Here is a 17,036-nt window from a genome sequence, read left to right on the forward strand (position 1 = left end):
CAAACCTATGGGCGCCGCGAGGGATTTAGGCTGAGAAGCATGCTTCTCGACACTCCCGTGCGCCTCGGCGTGCAGATCGCTCCCCAGCACGTGACCTACCCTCAGATCCGCGACGCTGTTCTACGCCTCGAAGAGATGGGCGTAGACATTCTGTTCAACTGGGATCACTTTTTTCCGCTGTCGGGCGATCCCGAAGGTTTGCACTTTGAGTCGTGGACGATGCTCGCCGCCTGGGCGGAGCAGACCGAACGGGTGGAGTTCGGCGCGCTGGTGAACTGCAACAGCTATCGCAACCCAGATCTGCAGGCTGATATGGCCCGCACAATCGACCACATCTCGGCACGAGGCGGCGAAGGCCGGTTCATCTTCGCGACCGGCTCAGGGTGGTTTGAGCGCGACTACACCGAGTATGGCTACGAATTCGGCACCGCCGGCTCTCGACTGAATGACCTCGCCGACGGACTTGCGCGGATCGAGGAGCGGTGGCAGAAGCTCAACCCCGCGCCCACGCGCGAGATCCCGGTGATGATCGGTGGCAAAGGAGAGCAGAAGACCCTGCGCCTGGTCGCGAGGCACGCCGATATCTGGCACAGTTTCGTGGCTGCCGAAGAGCTGCCTCACAAGCTTGAGGTTATCGAACGGTGGGCAGAGAAGGAGCAGCGCGATCTGTCGAGACTAGTGGTCTCGAATGAGCTGCACCGACGCAGTCAAGACGACGCCGACGAACTATACGCGGCCGGCACGAGACTGTTCACCCTCAACTTCAGCGGGCCCGACTACGACTACGAGATCGTCAGATCATGGTTGCGTTGGCGTGACGCGAAAAACGGCTGACTCAGTCAGACTCACGACAGCCGCAACGCGACGCGCTGAGTAAACTCGCGTGGGTGAACGCTCAGAGCACTTCGTCCCGTTTCGCCCTCGATATCGAGGCGGTGCCGCGACCAGCGCGTGCGCAGGCGCTGCTTGACGCCGTGCAGAACAGCGTCGTCATCGCAGACGGTGCGATGGGCACCATGCTGCAACGGCACGAGCCGACACTCGACGACTACCTGCAACTCGAGGGTTGCAACGAGATCCTCAACGTCACACGCCCCGACATGATCGCGGCCATCCATGATGAGTACCTCGCTGTCGGGATCGACGCGATCGAAACCAACACTTTCGGCGCGAACTGGTCGAATCTGTCGGACTACGACATCGACGATCGCATTCTCGAGCTCGCCACGGCCGGTGCGCGCATTGCTCGCGAGCAGGTAGAAGCCGCCGAAGCCGCCGATGGGCGCATGCGCTGGGTGCTCGGATCTATGGGGCCCGGAACTAAGTTGCCCAGTCTTGGCCACACCACCTACGAACACCTCAAGCAGACTTTCGCCCTGCAAGCCGAGGGACTCATTGACGGTGGCGCCGATGCTTTTCTCGTTGAGACCTCACAAGACCTGTTGCAGACGAAAGCCGCGATCAACGGCTGCAAGCAGGCCATCGTCAATCGCGGTGTTCGGCTTCCGATCCTCGTCGAGGTGACCGTCGAGACCACGGGAACAATGCTGATGGGAAGCGAAATTGGCGCAGCCCTCACTGCCCTCGAGCCTCTCGGCGTCGATGCAATCGGTCTGAACTGCGCCACCGGCCCGGCCGAGATGAGTGAGCACCTGCGGCACCTGTCGAAGCACTCCAATGTGCCGGTGGCCTGCATGCCGAACGCGGGCTTGCCCGTGCTAACCGCCGATGGCGCGTACTATCCACTGACTCCGAACGAGTTGGCCACGGCTCACGAGCAGTTCGTGCGCGAGTTCGGTGTCGGTCTGGTTGGTGGATGCTGCGGCACTACGCCCGAGCACCTGAGTGCCGTCGTCGAGCGACTGCGCTCGGTTGATGCCTCGACCAGACGCACCGCCGCGCCCGAAGCGGGCATCGCGAGCCTGTACCAGCACGTGCCCTTTGACCAAGATGCGTCCTACCTGGCGATCGGCGAACGCACCAACGCGAACGGCTCGAAGGCGTTTCGCGAAGCGATGATCGAAGGGCGATGGGACGACTGCGTCGATATCGCTCGCAACCAGATTCGCGTGGGTGCGCACCTGCTCGACGTGTGCACCGACTACGTGGGACGCGATGGCGTTAACGACATGCGCGAGATCGTTTCACGCTTTGCCAGCGCCTCAACCCTGCCGCTCGTCATCGACTCAACTGAACCAGCGGTGATCGCCGCGGGGCTTGAGTTGATTGGTGGGCGCCCGGTCGTCAACTCGGTCAACTACGAAGACGGTGCGGGGCCCGAGAGCCGCTTCGGGCGGATCATGCCGCTGGTCAAAGAGCACGGCACTGCGGTGATAGCGCTCACCATCGACGAAGAGGGGCAGGCTCGCACCGGCGATGACAAGTTGCGTATCGCGTCTCGCCTCGTCGATGACCTGGTGCAGAACTGGGGCATGCGTGTCGAAGACATCATCGTCGACTGCCTGACCTTTCCGATCGCCACTGGGCAAGAAGAAACGCGACGCGATGGCATTGAGACGATCGACGCCATTCGCCGGCTCACCGCCAAGTACCCGGGCATCCACACCACGTTGGGAGTCTCGAACGTGTCTTTCGGCCTCAACCCCGCGGCGCGAAGCGTGCTCAACTCGGTCTTCCTGCACGAAGCCGTCGAAGCTGGCTTGACTTCAGGAATCATTGACGCCGCGAAAATCGTGCCACTCGCTTCGCTGTCAGAAGATCAGCGCAAGGTTGCGCTCGATCTGGTCTGGGACCGCCGCGAATATGACGCGGAGGGCAACCTCACCTACGATCCGCTCGCTGTGATGCTCGACCTCTTTGCCGGAGTCGACACCGCCGCGCTTCGCGATCAGCGTGCCGCTGAACTTGATGCACTCCCCGTCGGGGAGCGGCTGGAGCGTCGAATCATCGACGGTGCAGCCAAGGGGCTGGAGGCCGATCTAGATCTCGCCCGCGAGAGCGGCTTGACGGCGCTCGAAATCATCAATAAACATCTGCTCGAGGGCATGAAGGTTGTCGGGGAGCGCTTCGGTTCGGGTGAGATGCAGTTGCCGTTCGTGCTGCAGTCGGCAGAAACGATGAAGGCGGCCGTCGCCCTGCTTGAGCCGCACATGGAGAAGTCCAATGCGTCGGGCAAAGGCAAGATCATCCTCGCGACTGTGCGTGGCGACGTGCACGACATCGGCAAGAACCTTGTCGACATCATCCTCACCAACAACGGCTACGACGTCGTGAACTTGGGAATCAAGAAGCCAATCGCTGAGATCATCGCGGCCGCTGAAGAACACAACGCTGATGTGATTGGCATGTCGGGGCTGCTGGTCAAGTCCACCGTCGTGATGAAAGAGAACCTGCAGGAGCTTTCCTCTCGGGGTCTGGCGAAGAAGTGGCCGATCATTCTTGGCGGTGCTGCGCTCACCCGCGCCTACGTGGAAGATGACCTCGCCGGCCTCTTCGACGGTGACGTGCGCTACGCACGAGACGCGTTCGAGGGACTGACACTGATGGAGCCGCTGGTGGCGATTGCCCGCGGCGCCGACCCGGCAGAAGTGGGCCTGCCGCCGCTCAAGAAGCGGATTCATCGCTCGGGAACCCAGCTCACGCTCACCGAGCCTGAAGAGATGCCCGCGCGCTCCGACGTTCTGGCCGACAACCCGGTGCCGGTGCCGCCGTTCTGGGGCACGCGCATCGTCAAGGGTCTCGCGCTCGCCGACTACTCGGCCTTCCTTGATGAGCGCGCCACATTCATGGGGCAGTGGGGGCTGAAGCCGGGGCGTGGCGCCGACGGTCTTTCATACGATCAGCTGGTTGAGGCCGAGGGCCGCCCTCGCTTGCGCTATTGGCTTGACCGCATCTTGTCTGAAGGCATGCTCGATGCCTCGGTTGCCTACGGCTACTTTCCGGTGCAGAGTGAAGGCGACGACCTGATCCTGCTTCACCACGGCGATGACCGCGAAGGAACGCTTGGCGCCGCGGGCCTGCTCGCTCCAGACGGTGGCTCTGACGGTCAGCTTGGCGCCGAACGACTTCGGTTCCATTTTCCGCGCCAGCGCCGTGATCGCCACCTCTGCTTGTCAGACTTCGTTCGCTCGAAGGAGTCTGGCCAAATTGATGTGATGCCGGTGCAGCTTGTGACTGCCGGTGCGGCTATCGACAAAGTCACCGCGAAGCTGTTTGCCGAAGACCGCTATCGCGACTACTACGAGCTGAACGGTCTTGTGATGCAGCTGACCGAGTCGCTGGCTGAGTACTGGCACGCCCGAATTCGTTCCGAGCTTGGCTTCGCCGATGAAGAGCCGAAAGATGTCGCGGGACTGTTCAAACTCGAATACCGCGGCGCGCGATTCTCGCTCGGCTACCCGGCGTGCCCCGAGATGGAAGACCGACGCAAGGTGGTTGAACTGCTGAGGCCTGAACGCATGGGCGTTGAATTGAGCGACGAGTTGCAGCTGCATCCCGAGCAGTCGACCGACGCTTTCGTGTTCCATCACCCCGAGGCCAAGTACTTCTCGGTGTGAGACGGCGCATCGGCATTGCCGGTGAGCCGGCCGCGGCTGGTTAGCCTGCGACCTGCTGACCGCACATTCCGCAGGTGCCGTGCGACGGCACTTCGACGTAGCAGTCGGGGCAGAGGATCTTCGGGCGCTCGGGAACCGCATCTGCTTTGCGGGCGGCCGGGCGGCGTTCGCGCTTCTTCGTCACCGAAAGCTCCGGTGCTCGTGCGGGGGGCTTGGGCACATGCACGCTGCAATACAGGCGCACGAAGCCGGCGTGGTTGTTGGGATGCCGGTGCTTGACCGCCCACATCACCGTTCGTGGGTTCAGTGAAGCATCCGATCCACAGCCAGCGCAGCGGGTGGGCTCGCCTGGCAGTACCTCGGCCGCCGAGACTGGAACGTCGAACGGCATCTCGTCGCGCCAGTCGGAGGAGGTGGTGATTTTCATCGGGGAGTCCTTTCGGCGGCTTCGACCCGAATGGGGAGTCACCTGGCTCTAGTGTCCCACGCGCAGTGGCTTCTCAACACCGCTTCGTGGTGTGCTCGGTTGCGCAGCGACGGGTTTGGCGCGCCGCAAGGCCGCTAGAACGGCGCTTCCCACCACGAGCAAACCGATCACCGTGGTGATCGCTCGGAGGGTGTCCCACGTGAGAGTGGAGCTCACTAGCGAGTAAACGAAGAAACTGCCGAGATTCTGCGTGAGGGGTGCCCCTGCTTCGTACGAGATTCCCGAACCCGTGCCGATCGCGAATGGCCAGAACCAGAGGTTCATGATCAGACCGAAGGCGTATGCGGCAAGCACCCCGTAGACGCTCAGCATTGCGATCTCGGCGCGAGCAGACCCTCTACCAGGAAGCAGGCCCGCCCCGGCACCGACCCAGGCGCACGCGAACATCTGAAATGGCGTCCACGGGCCGAACGTGCCTGTGACAACGGTCGAGAGGGCGATGGTCAGCAATCCGAGCAGCAGGCCAAACTTCACGCCGTAGGCTCGCCCCGCGAGTATCAGCAGAATGAAGACGGCTTCTACTCCGCCGACGCCGGTTCCCACAATGCGCACTGCGGCGCCGATCGCCGCCAATGTGCCCAGCAGCGCAAGGGTGTGTGCTGCGCGAACCGAGCCGTCGAGGGCTATCAGCACGACGATGGCAGCCACTGGGGCGAGCGCGAAGGCCGCAACAGGAACCGCGGCAGCCGACTGCGCGGGCACCGCGTATGCCATGAGCGGCCACGCAAACGCTGCGAGGGCAACGAGATTCGCGGCAGTTAGAGCCACCCAGGGAGCTGAGAATCGCCACCCGCGCGAGCGAGCGGGCATGCCGGTCACGCGGCGTAGCGCGAGAGGATGTGCGGGCTCGGGCGGCGGCTCGCGCCAAGCATCTTCGTGAGTCTGCGGCGTTTGCGGCGTCGCACCAGGGCTCGACACCTGCGGTTGCTCTGAGACGATCCCGTTCGCCATCGTCAGAGTTCTGTCGGCGAGGGCGGCAGCGAAGTCCCCATCGTGAGTGGCCATGAGCACCGCAGCGCCGTCAGAAGCGGCACGAGACAGTGCCGCAGAAACGAGCGCACTCGCCGCCGGATCGAGCCCTCGCGTGGGTTCGTCGACGAGCAGAACCGGTGGTGAGGACACCAGTTGCAGCGAGATTGCCAAGCATCGGCGCTCGCCGAGAGAGAGATCGAGCGGATGCTGCGCTGCCAGCGCGAGGAATGCCGCCGACCCGGCCTCGTGGCCAAGAAAACCGGCGAACCGTGCTGCAGTGGTGCCTTGCCGCACGTGTGCACGGCGGTCTGCCCGCGCGCACTCCGAACCCACGCTGGTGCAGACGAACAGGTCATCGGAAGCGTCGGGCACCAGCGCGATCTTTCGCCTGGTCACCGCGACGCCCTTTACGGTGAGGTGTGCATCACGCGGCGGCAGCGCGATCGCGGCGAGCAGGCTCGACTTGCCGGCACCATTGGCGCCCCGCAGCGCGACGATCTCTCCCACCGCGACATTCAGCGAGGCGCCCCGTACTGCGGTGGTGTCACCGTGAATCACGGTGACGTCGTTCGCGCTCAACGCCACCGTCTCGCGCGCCGTCGACACCCGAGCGAGCATCGGAATGGCCGACACCGCCGCGTGCAGCGGCACCGCACCAACCGCACCGTTGATGATCTCGAGACGCTCATCTGCGACGCATGAGAAGTCGGCATGTCGGTGTTCGGCAACGACGACGCTCATGCCCGCGTCGTGCGCAAGCGCACGGAGAAGCTCGACAATTCGCCGACGAAAGCGCGAATCAAGATCGGCAAGCGGCTCGTCGACGAGTAGCAGAATCGGATGCTCCACAATGGCGGCCGCGATAGCCACCAGCGTGGCTTCGCCAGCGGAGAGGCCTCGAACATCCCGGGCCAGCAGAGACTCGATGCCAATGCGGGAGGCGATCTCATCTACACGCGCGGCCACGATCACGGGAGCGACCCCGCGCAGCTCAAGCGTCAGACCGATCTCATCACGCACGCGATCAGTGGCGAAGCCCTCGCGGGGATTCTGCAGCACGACACCGACTAGTCGAGCGGTATCTCGCGGTGGTGTAGCGACGCGATCGAGGCCCACGACGTCGAGTCGCCCGCTGATGGTGCCGCCATCGACATGACTGTGAAGCCCCGCCAAAGCCCGCAGCAGCGTTGACTTGCCGCTGCCCGTGGTGCCAGTGACGAGCGTCAACCGACCCGGGGCGAGGTCAAGCGCGTCGATGCGCACCGCTGGCGAGGGCGCGCCATGGTGCGTGATCGCTGCATCGAGCGCGTTGGCGGGATGCTCGCAATCACCCTCGGCTGCCGCTCCGGCCAACCCGCGAAGCTCCAGTGCAGACGCGATGGCCGTGGCGCGCTCGAGAGTGCGTTCGAGCACGGGCGCGAGCAGGCGCGGCCCACCTCGCTCGCCACGCAACCGCTGCGCGAAGCGCACCCGGCGCACCGAATCAGCCAGGGCTGGCAACGCAGCCCACGCTACCGCGAGTGTGCGCGCAACGCCTTTGAGCGGGCCACGCCGTGATCCACGGGCAAGGAGGCGTGGCACATCGATGAGCGCGTTGATGACCCCGAAGAGCAGAATGGTGAACGCGATCGGCATTGCGCTCGCCGCAGCATCCCACAGTCCATCTGTTGTGGCAGGCCCCAACAGCACGACATGGTTCAGCGGAGCCGGCAGGCGGTACTCGGGCAGTGCGAGCACCACCGTTCCTGACCCATCAGCGCCGTGAAAAAGAACCCGGTAAACGACACGAACCCCAACGAAGCCTGCAGCGAGAGCCGCGGCGGCACGAAGGGGTCCGGGTCGAAAGGTCACGTCAGGCGGTTAGTGTTCAGTCGCTGGGTGTTCAGGAGCTCGGTGTTCAGGCGCTGGGTGCCGCGGGCTCGCCGTTCAGAGTGAACAGCAGGGCGAGGCTCTCGCCGGGCTGCAACTGAAGCGTGCCGAGGCCTTCTTGGGCGTAGCCCCATTCGCCGTCGGCGGGTTGCACCCACATCGACCAGTACGCAAACGCGGCGGGCATCGACTCGCACGTCTCGAAGTAATCAGAACCGTCTTCTGCGGTCAGTGCATAGTCGGCGGCGGGAAAACCGTTGACACGGCAAACCACTTGGTCGCCATACTCGGCTGTGCCCTCAGTGGTGAGACCTGCCTCAGCTACGGCTTCACTGGCGGCGATCGCCTCATCCGTTTCGATACACGTGGTTCCGGCATCGGAGTCTGCCACGTCGATTTCAGGCAATTCGACGACGATTGTCACACCAGCGCACTCGCCGGAGCCGGCTTCGGTGGTTGCCGATGCCTCGGGTGTTGCCGTGGTGTCGGCAGAAGAACAGGCAGCGAGGGAAATTAGAAGGGCAGCGGCAGCAGAGGCCGCGAAAGCGCGCAGAGTCATGGTCACGATTCCAGGTTAGGGCGCGTGCGCCGTGGGGCTTCGCTATGTGTCTCACCATGAACTCTGCGCGTGCGTCGTAGGCTGGGCCGGTGAGCGTTTCCGATCTGTTCGATGAGAGTGAGTGGATGCTGGCGCCTGGCGCCGACGCATACACCGATATCACCTCGCATGTCTCCCTCGACGGGCGCATCGCACGCGTCGCCTTCAACCGGCCTGAAGTGCGCAATGCGTTCCGCCCCCACACCGTTGATGAGCTGTACCGGTCGCTCGAGATAGCGCGACAGGATCCGCGCATCGGTGTGGTGTTGCTCACCGGCAACGGTCCGAGCGAAAAAGACGGCGGCTGGGCGTTCTGCTCGGGCGGCGATCAGCGCATTCGCGGCCGGGATGGATACAAATACTCCGAGACTGACTCGGTCACCGACCCCGCGCGCGCCGGTCGACTGCACATCCTCGAGGTGCAGCGGCTGATCCGCTTCATGCCCAAGGTCGTTATCGCTGTTGTGCCGGGTTGGGCGGCTGGCGGCGGTCATTCGCTTCACGTCGTCTGCGATCTCACAATCGCAAGCGCCGAACACGGCAAGTTCAAACAGACGGATGCTGATGTCGGCTCGTTCGACGCGGGCTACGGCTCGGCCTATTTCGCACGCCAGATCGGGCAGAAGTTCGCGCGCGAGATCTTCTTTCTTGCCGAGGAATACTCCGCCCAGCGGGCGTATGAGATGGGTGCGGTCAACCGTGTCGTTCCGCACGCCGAACTCGAGCACGAGGCAATCGCGATGGCTCGCACCATTCTCACCAAGTCGCCGACGGCGATCAGAATGCTGAAGTTCGCTTTCAACGCGGTCGACGACGGTTTGGTCGGCCAGCAGGTATTTGCCGGTGAGGCGACTCGCCTCGCCTACGGCACCGATGAAGCCGTCGAAGGTCGTGACTCGTTCCTCGAGAAGCGTGCACCCGACTGGTCGCCGTACCCCTGGCACTTCTGACGCGCATGGTGCGCTTATGAAGCTGCAGCCCGTCACCGGGGATGACCCCCGAGAGGTGCTGCGTGCGGTGCGATCCGCTCTGCACGGCGCCGGCCCCGCGCTCGCTCTGGGCGCTGTGTCAACGATGCCCACTGATGTGCGGGCCGGCACGGCGGTAGTGGTGACGACCTCGGGTTCTACCGGTGTACCCAAGAGTGTCGCCTTGAGCCGAGACGCGCTGACCTCTAGCGCGCTGGCGACCGCCGACCGAATCGGCGAGGGAATGTGGCTGCTCGCGTTGCCGGCGAGCTATGTCGCGGGAATGCAAGTGCTGGTGCGCTCAATCGTGGCCGATCGTGAACCCGCCATCATGAGCGGTTCATTCACGCCGCAAGGCTTTGCCGCAGCATCCCTCATGATGGTGTCGACTGATCGCGGCGAGCGCATTCCCACCTACACCTCGCTCGTGCCCGCTCAGCTGGCAAAGCTGCTCGACGCCGCAGAGCACGACTCGGCGGTGCGAGCGGCGCTTCGTTCGTTTGAAGCGATCCTCATCGGCGGCCAAGCAATGCCAGTGGCGATGCGCGAGCGGGCCGAGGCCGAGCAGGTGCGCATCGTGCGCACGTATGGCTCGACAGAAACCAGTGGCGGTTGCGTCTATGACGGGTCAGCCCTGCGAGGTGTGGCGCTCCGCGTCGAGCGGGGAGAGGTGCAGGTGTCTGGACCGACCCTCGCGGACGGCTATCTCGGCAACGACGAGCTCACCGACACGACTTTCGTCCGCGACCACAGCGGCGCGCGCTGGTATCGAACCGGTGACGCCGGGCTCATCGACGGTGGGCTGCTGCGCATTCATGGCCGTATCGACAATGTCATCGTCTCGGGTGGCTTGAATGTCTCGCTTGACCGCGTCGAACACGCGGTGCGTTCGATCACGGGTCTGCACGGTGCGGTCGTCGTTGCGGTCGATGACGACAAGTGGGGCGAGGCCTCGGTTGTCGTGGCGCGGCGCGGTGAATCGCTGCGGCGCAGCGAAGCGGTGCAGTTGCAAGAGGCCCGCGATGCGGTCGCCGCACAGCTCGGTGCCCATGCGCGACCGTCGCGGCTTGTGCTCGTTGATGAACTGCCCATGCTTCCCTCAGGAAAGCCCGACCGAGAAGCGATTCGGCGGGTCGTGGGAGCTCTGCGCTGACGCGCCGATGAGCCTCGGCTTCGCCAGGTCATTGATTCGCGGTCTAGGATGACCACTCGTGGCAGGCACCTCCAGCAAGAAACGCAAACGTCCGGGCTCCAAGAAGCACGTCTCGCGCGGCAACCCGCAGAAGACGACCCAATCGCAGAACCCGGCGAGAGTTGAGAAAGCGCGAGCGAGCGACTGGATTGGCGCAGCGCGCCTCCGCACCCTTCCGCTTGCGGCGACACCGGTGCTGATTGGCACGGGCGCCGCCCTGGTGGTGACCGATGCCTTTCACTGGGTGATTGCGCTGTGCTGCTTTGTGGTCGCGATCGCGCTGCAGATCGGCGTGAACTATGCCAACGACTACAGCGACGGCATTCGTGGCACCGACGACTACCGTGTCGGCCCCGCCAGGCTGACCGGAGCGCGCAAAGCGAACCCGCGCACGGTGCTGCTTGTCGCACTGTCGTTCTTCGCGGTGGCCGCTGTCGCGGGCCTTGCGATCGTCATTCGCACTGAGCAGTGGTGGATGCTGCTGGTCGGCGTCATCTCGATAACTGCCGCCTGGTTCTACACCGGCGGCAAACGGCCCTACGGCTATTACGGCTTCGGCGAAGTCGTCGTGTTCGTCTTCTTCGGACTGGTTGCCACACTGGGCACAACCTGGGTGCAGGCTTTCGTACTCCCTCAGGAAGCATGGTTCGGGGCGATCGCGGCAGGACTGTTTGCGTGTGCGGTGCTGCTCGCCAACAACCTGCGCGACATCGATCAAGACCGCAAAGCGGGCAAGCGCACTCTCACGGTTCTGATCGGCAGAACGGCCACGCGGTGGCTGTTCACGGTATTCGTGCTGCTGCCTTTTGCCATTGCGATTCTTCTCGCTCTGGTCTATCCGATCGCATGGCTGAGCCTGCTGCCGATGGTGGCGGCCGTCGCGGCAATCCTGATTGTGTGGACGTATCGCGACCCGCGTGAACTCGTCGTCGCGCTGAGCGTGACGTCGCTCACCTCGCTGGCCTACGGCGCGGTGTTGTGCTGGGCGTTCGTGGGCTGAACGAACTCAGTCTTTGGGAGAGTCCACGGCATCAGCCGCGGCGTCTTCCACGTCTTCGTCGGTGACAGGCGCGGTCGCGCGGGCGCGACGTTCCGCCATGCTGGCAGCCATGTCTTCGAGCGGTCGTCGCAAGAAGAGCATCGAGAGGCTCAGGCCGATGAGCGCAGCGAAGATTGCGGCCAGCCAGTAATAGTCGCGCATGATCGGCAACAGCATGAGCACGCCGAAAGGCACGAGAAATGCGAGCAGGCGCAACACCGAATAGACGAGGGCGGAGCGAGCTTTCACACCTTCATCCTAAGCCGCGGTGCGAACACACAGCTTGCTCTACGTCAAGCGCGGACCGCGAGCGCGTTCTGGCGCATAGGATAGGGAGATGCCTCGGGTGCTGCTGATTCTGGCCCTGGTGGCGACCGCGTTCTGGGTCTTCACCATTGTTGATTGCGCCGTCCAGCCTCCGACTCGTCACCGCGGTGTGTCAAAACCCGTGTGGATTCTGATCGTCGTGCTGCTTCCGGTGCTGGGCGGACTGCTCTGGTTGAGCGTGGGCCGCATGCGTGCGGCGAAAGCCGCGGAGCGGCACGCTCCAGACGATGATCCCGAGTTTCTCGGCAAGCTCGGGTCGACAAGCGAGCAAGACGATCGCATCCGCCGACTCGAAGAAGAGCTCGCCCAGCTTGATAGCGAAGACGACGATCCAAAGTGGAAGACGAACTACAACGTCGTCGACGAAGACCCGCAGCCAAGCGATGCCGACACGGTGAGCGACCCAGATTCTTCGCCCCACGTCTCTGATGGTGACGACGACAACCGTGGTCACCGCGGCGCGCTCGGCTGAGATGGCCCGGCACGATCACCGGATCGCGGCAGCCGCGACCGATGCGGCTGCGGCGTTGCTCGGCGGCTTGGTCGAACTCGGCGTCGCCCATATTGTTGTGAGTCCGGGCTCACGCTCGCAGCCACTGGCGCTTGCCGCTGCCGAATTGGAACGACGCGGCATCATCTCGTTGCATGTTCGCGTCGATGAGCGGGTTGCTGGCTTCACAGCCCTGGGCATAGGCCGAGAGAGCAAAATGCCCGCCGTCGTGATCTGCACGTCGGGCACGGCGGTGGCGAATCTGCTGCCGGCGACCCTCGAAGCTCACCACTCCGGTGTGCCCTTGATTCTGCTCACCGCCGATCGCCCACCCGAAATGCGCGGGATCGGGGCAAATCAGACTACCCATCAACCCGGCATGTTCGCCCGCGACGCTCGATTCGAGGCGGATCTTCCGGTGCCCGTCGACATCGACGAGAGCGGTGATGGCGAGCAAAGCATGATGCTGCGCCAGATCGCCAACCAGTCGATGGCTGCTGCGCTCGGCGAAGGGCTGCGCTCGCCGGGGCCCGTGCACTTGAACGTTCCCTACCGCGAGCCTCTCGCTGGCGAATTTCCCACGTGGTTCGGTGACGCCTCTGCCGACACCGTTGCTTCGACACCCGAAGTTCGTGAGGCCTCATTCCCGGGCGATGAGCACGATGAAGATATGTCGGGAGCGCTGTATCAAGGCGGCGGGGGCATCGGTGAGTCCGATCTGCCGGGCGACACCGGCGACTTTCCGTTGGTCATCGAGCGTGGGCCGCGAACGGTTGTTATTGCTGGCGCCGATGCGGGTGCCGACGCCGAAGAGCTCGCGCATCTCGGTGGATGGCCGCTCATAGCCGAAATCGTCAGCGGGGCCAGATTCGGCCGACAACTCGTGCACGGCTATCGCTCGTTGCTCGCTGAGGCTGAACTCGGCGGCATGATCCAGCGCGCCATTGTGCTCGGTCACCCGACCCTCAGTCGCGAGGTCGCGGGGCTGCTGGCCGACGCGCGCGTAGAGGTGATCGCATTGCGCGGCCCCGGCGAACCGCTCAACCTGAACGGTTCGACTGTCGCGGCTGATGCGGTGGTTGTTGCCCCGGGGGCGACTGACCGCGAATGGCTTGGTGCATGGCTGTCGGCGTCGAGGCGACTCGCGGTAGATCTCACTCCGCCAGCGCCCGACGCACGTGCGCTGGCATCAGCCGAGCGCGATACCCGCCTTCCCGCGGTCGCCGCCGAACTGGCCGTTATTCGTGCACCTTTGAATCGGGAATCGCTGGTCGATGCTGTCTGGCGTGCGACGTGGCCGCACGACAGATTGTTCTTCGGTTCATCGCGGCTCGTCCGAGTCGCTGACGCTGTGCTCGCGGGTAAGAAGGTGCCCGTGCACGCCAACCGGGGTCTCGCGGGAATCGATGGCACCGTTGCTACAGCCTTCGGCGTCGCCTTGGCCAGCCAAGCCGGCGATGCCGCCGGGGTTACGCGTGTGTTGCTCGGCGACCTCGCGTTTCTGCACGACGTCGGCGCGATGCTGATTGCGCCAAGCGAGGCTGAGCCGCGCATTCAAGTCGTGATCGGCAACGACCGCGGGGGAACGATCTTCGACAGTCTCGAGGTTGCTGAGGTTGCCTCAGACGATGCGATGAACCGAGTGCTCTACACCCCGCAGAGTGTGCGGATTGATTCGCTCGCGCACGCCTACGGCTGGGAATACCACCATGTCAAGACGCGTGCCGCCCTCGACCAGGCGCTCACCTCGCCGGTCGGAGGAATGCAGATCATTGAGGTATCGCTCGAGCGGTAACCCCTGGCATCCTGACTAGATGATCTCAAGGAGAACACGATGATCGCCCGCAGCCAGAAACACTGGAGTGACGACGTGGCCGAGTTGCTTCGGGTGCGCGAAGGGTTCGTCCTCGCAGACGTCGACCCGCAGTCGACGCCGGGATATGAGCAAAACAAAGCGCACGCCAAAGATGACCTGGCCGCGGGGGCAGAGCAGCTCGACGAATACCAGGAGCGACTGTTTGCGCAGAGCCGCGTTGACGCCACCGACGCTTCGGTGCTGCTCGTGCTTCAAGCAATGGACTCGGCAGGAAAGGGCGGAATCGTCCGACACGTCGTCGGGTCGGTCGACCCCCAGGGCGTGGCGTTGACCGCCTTCAAGAAGCCGACCGAAGAGGAACTCGCGCACGATTTTCTCTGGCGTATCGAACAGCGTGCCCCTGAGCCCGGGTTCATCGGCGTTTTCGACCGCTCGCACTACGAAGACGTTCTCATCGGACGAGTGCGTGAACTTGCCGCACCCGACGAGATCGAGCGGCGCTATGGCGCCATCAACGACTTTGAAAAGCGGTTGACAGACTCTGGCGTCCGGGTGGTCAAGGTAATGCTGAACATCTCTCGCGAAGAACAGAAGTCGCGGCTGGCAGAGCGGTTGGAGCGGCCGGACAAATACTGGAAGTACAACCCGGGTGACGTCGACGAGCGACAGCTGTGGGGCGACTACATGGCGGCGTATCAAACCGTGTTCGAGCGCACCTCAACCGAGCATGCGCCGTGGTACGTCGTGCCAGCGAACCGCAAGTGGTACGCCCGTCTTGCTGTGCAACACCTGCTTCTTGAGGCGCTCGAAGACATCGATCCGCGCTGGCCGGCCGCGACCTTCGACGTTGCGGCCGAGAAAGCGCGGCTCGCCGCCAGCTGAGCCTGACTAGGCGAGGGCGTCGATGATGGGGCGAAGTTTCACGCGCGTTTCAAGCAGTTCAGACTCGGGGATGCTGCCGCGCACGATTCCCGCACCGGCATGTGCAACAACGGGGATCGTCTCGTCGTCAGGCTCTCCGATTTGAGCGCAGCGCAGGGCGATCGCCCACTCACCGTCGCCGTTGCCGTCGACCCAACCCACCGGGCCCGCATAGCGCCCCCGGTCGAACGGCTCAAGGGCGCGGATCGCGCGAATCGCGGTCTGTGTGGGCGTGCCCGCCACCGCGGCCGTGGGGTGCATCACCCCCACCAAATCGAGTGCCGAAGCGTGGTGAGAGATATCACCAGCGACGTCTGTCGCCAGGTGCCAGAGATTCGGCAACTCCAGGGCGAACGGCTCATCATCGGCATGCAGGTTGGTGGCATGCGGCGCAAGGGTCTCGAGCACGCTGCGTACCGCGAAGCGATGTTCGCTGAGATCCTTCGCGCTGTGCGCAAGGGCATCCGACGCGACGACATCGTCACTCGCATCGGTGCCGCGAGGAATGGTGCCGGCGAGCACTCGAGCAGTGAGCCGGCCGCCGTGCACCGTCACGAGCGTTTCGGGACTTGCGCCCACGAGGCCGTCGACGGCGAACGTCCACGTATCGGGGTAGTCACCGGCGAGAGCGCGCACAAGCCTGCGCAGATCGGCGCCCGCAGGAATTGTGCCGACCACGTCGCGCGCGAGCACGATCTTCTCGTAGTCGCCGTTGGCGATCGCAGTCAAGCCGCTGCTGACTGACGCTTGATAGCCAGCCGGGTCTTGGCTGCCCGGTCCGAGAGTCGCCGACCAGAGCGGACCGTATGGTCGGGCAATGGGCGCCTCGGTTGCGGCGATGTCGTCGGCCAGGTGAATGGAGGTGAGCCACGCCCGATCACCGGAGCGACCAATCACCGTCGGCGGCACGAGCAGCACGCTCGGTGACGCCGATGCCTCGGGGTCGAAAGCCAGGGTGCCGAAACCGACCAGCCCGGTGCCAGGAAGGCTCACCGCATCATCGATTTCGGCGGCCGCCGCAAGCTCGCGCCAGCGTGCCGCAAAGTGCTCGGGTGTCGCATCCGCTCCTGAAAGAGAGATCTCAACCAGGGGGATGCCGACACCGACGATTCCGCGATCACGCCGCAGCCATGCAAGCGGTGAAGCGGGGCCAGCGAACTCAAGCAGGTCGTCGACCGGGTCGATCTCGCGAGTTGTGACGACGAGTCGCGGCAGGCGAGGCGGTTCGGTCACACATCTCAGCCTAGACGCGTCCGGCGCGCTTAGACTCGCACGCGTGACTGAATCCGCGATCGAGAGACCTGCACCGGGCACTCGCCTCAAGTTTCGATGGCGCAAGTGGGATGGTGGGGTGCACTGGGTTCACGATTGCGTCTATCTGGGTCAGGATCAGTGGGGCGATTGGTTTGGGCAGATTCCGGGGTGGGGCAGCTCTCGACCGGCGCGATCGTTCGTCGCCGACCATGCCAATGTCACGTTGATGCCGCCGAGCGGCGACTATGCCTTCACCCACAATGCCGCGCCGCACCGCACTCGCGTGTACATAGATCTCGCGTGGGATGTGCGCTGGAGCAACGGTGAGCCGACCGGTATCGATATGGATCTTGATGTGGTCGACCGCGTCGACGGCGGGGTCTACATAGACGACCGCGATGAATGGGATGAGCACCGAGTGGGCTACGGCTACCCCGCTGACGTGGTCGAGTTTCTCGACGCCCTTGCCAGCGACTTGGAACGCGAAGTAACCGCACGCACTGCTCCGTTTGACGACACCACGGTCTCGCACTGGCTCAGACAGCTCGCAGCCCTGGAACTTGAGTAGCATCCATTCCAGACCAGC

14 protein-coding genes are annotated in these 17,036 nt (G+C 64.1%); 9 read left to right on the forward strand and 5 right to left on the reverse strand.

Annotation, left to right across the window (positions count from 1 at the left end; translation table 11 throughout):
- The first annotated feature begins 39 nt into the window (after nt 1-39).
- Entirely contained in the window at nt 40-834 is a 795-nt protein-coding gene (locus tag SJY18_RS12355; RefSeq protein WP_396667790.1) for an LLM class F420-dependent oxidoreductase, read from the forward strand.
- Between the two features lie 53 nt (nt 835-887).
- Entirely contained in the window at nt 888-4,517 is a 3,630-nt protein-coding gene (metH, locus tag SJY18_RS12360; RefSeq protein ID WP_396667791.1) for a methionine synthase, read from the forward strand.
- Nucleotides 4,518-4,557: 40 nt separating this feature from the next.
- Here the strand turns inward: metH and SJY18_RS12365 are convergent, their stop codons facing one another.
- From SJY18_RS12365 to SJY18_RS12375, 3 genes are read right to left on the reverse strand one after another with little or no spacing between them, the layout of a single operon-like run.
- Nucleotides 4,558-4,944: a glucose-6-phosphate dehydrogenase gene (locus tag SJY18_RS12365; protein ID WP_337337354.1), complete on the reverse strand. Its 387-nt coding sequence runs from the start codon at nt 4,942-4,944 to the stop codon at nt 4,558-4,560.
- Between the two features lie 48 nt (nt 4,945-4,992).
- Entirely contained in the window at nt 4,993-7,827 is a 2,835-nt protein-coding gene (locus SJY18_RS12370) for an ATP-binding cassette domain-containing protein (protein WP_396667792.1), read from the reverse strand.
- A gap of 46 nt (nt 7,828-7,873) precedes the next feature.
- Nucleotides 7,874-8,404, reverse strand: coding sequence for a hypothetical protein (locus SJY18_RS12375; RefSeq protein ID WP_337337653.1), 531 nt, complete (start codon nt 8,402-8,404; stop codon nt 7,874-7,876).
- An 89-nt stretch (nt 8,405-8,493) separates the two neighbouring features.
- Here SJY18_RS12375 and SJY18_RS12380 point away from each other — a divergent pair, with 89 nt between their 5' ends.
- Genes SJY18_RS12380 through SJY18_RS12390 form a run of 3 tightly spaced genes read left to right on the forward strand, consistent with a single transcriptional unit; the run spans nt 8,494 to nt 11,603 of the window.
- Entirely contained in the window at nt 8,494-9,393 is a 900-nt protein-coding gene (locus SJY18_RS12380; RefSeq protein ID WP_337337356.1) for a 1,4-dihydroxy-2-naphthoyl-CoA synthase, read from the forward strand.
- Between the two features lie 16 nt (nt 9,394-9,409).
- The gene (locus tag SJY18_RS12385) at nt 9,410-10,564 is read left to right on the forward strand and encodes an AMP-binding protein (protein ID WP_396667793.1); all 1,155 of its coding nucleotides are present in this window, start codon (nt 9,410-9,412) and stop codon (nt 10,562-10,564) included.
- Nucleotides 10,565-10,622: 58 nt separating this feature from the next.
- Nucleotides 10,623-11,603 (forward strand): 1,4-dihydroxy-2-naphthoate polyprenyltransferase, encoded by a 981-nt coding sequence (locus SJY18_RS12390; protein WP_396667794.1) that lies wholly within the window; start codon nt 10,623-10,625, stop codon nt 11,601-11,603.
- Between the two features lie 6 nt (nt 11,604-11,609).
- On the opposite strand, the gene SJY18_RS12395 is transcribed toward SJY18_RS12390, so the two are convergent.
- A complete protein-coding gene (locus SJY18_RS12395; protein ID WP_396667795.1) occupies nt 11,610-11,891 on the reverse strand; it encodes a DUF4229 domain-containing protein in 282 nt (93 codons plus the stop codon).
- Nucleotides 11,892-11,979: 88 nt separating this feature from the next.
- Here SJY18_RS12395 and SJY18_RS12400 point away from each other — a divergent pair, with 88 nt between their 5' ends.
- From SJY18_RS12400 to SJY18_RS12410, 3 genes are read left to right on the forward strand one after another with little or no spacing between them, the layout of a single operon-like run.
- Nucleotides 11,980-12,441 (forward strand): PLDc N-terminal domain-containing protein, encoded by a 462-nt coding sequence (locus tag SJY18_RS12400; protein ID WP_337337360.1) that lies wholly within the window; start codon nt 11,980-11,982, stop codon nt 12,439-12,441.
- 1 nt (nt 12,442) lies between these two features.
- Nucleotides 12,443-14,254 (forward strand): 2-succinyl-5-enolpyruvyl-6-hydroxy-3-cyclohexene-1-carboxylic-acid synthase, encoded by a 1,812-nt coding sequence (menD, locus tag SJY18_RS12405; RefSeq protein WP_396668920.1) that lies wholly within the window; start codon nt 12,443-12,445, stop codon nt 14,252-14,254.
- Nucleotides 14,255-14,293: 39 nt separating this feature from the next.
- Nucleotides 14,294-15,157, forward strand: a complete 864-nt coding sequence (locus SJY18_RS12410; protein ID WP_396667796.1) for a polyphosphate kinase 2 family protein — start codon at nt 14,294-14,296, stop codon at nt 15,155-15,157.
- A 6-nt stretch (nt 15,158-15,163) separates the two neighbouring features.
- Here the strand turns inward: SJY18_RS12410 and SJY18_RS12415 are convergent, their stop codons facing one another.
- Nucleotides 15,164-16,429 carry an isochorismate synthase MenF gene (locus SJY18_RS12415; protein ID WP_396667797.1) on the reverse strand — a complete coding sequence of 422 codons (1,266 nt, stop codon included), beginning with the start codon at nt 16,427-16,429 and terminating at the stop codon, nt 15,164-15,166.
- Between the two features lie 43 nt (nt 16,430-16,472).
- On the opposite strand from SJY18_RS12415, the gene SJY18_RS12420 reads away from it, so the two are divergent.
- Nucleotides 16,473-17,018, forward strand: a complete 546-nt coding sequence (locus SJY18_RS12420; protein WP_396667798.1) for a DUF402 domain-containing protein — start codon at nt 16,473-16,475, stop codon at nt 17,016-17,018.
- Nucleotides 17,019-17,036: the final 18 nt, after the last annotated feature.

The organism is Microbacterium sp. R86528, assembly GCF_044596335.1.
Classification (GTDB): domain Bacteria; phylum Actinomycetota; class Actinomycetes; order Actinomycetales; family Microbacteriaceae; genus Microbacterium; species Microbacterium marmarense.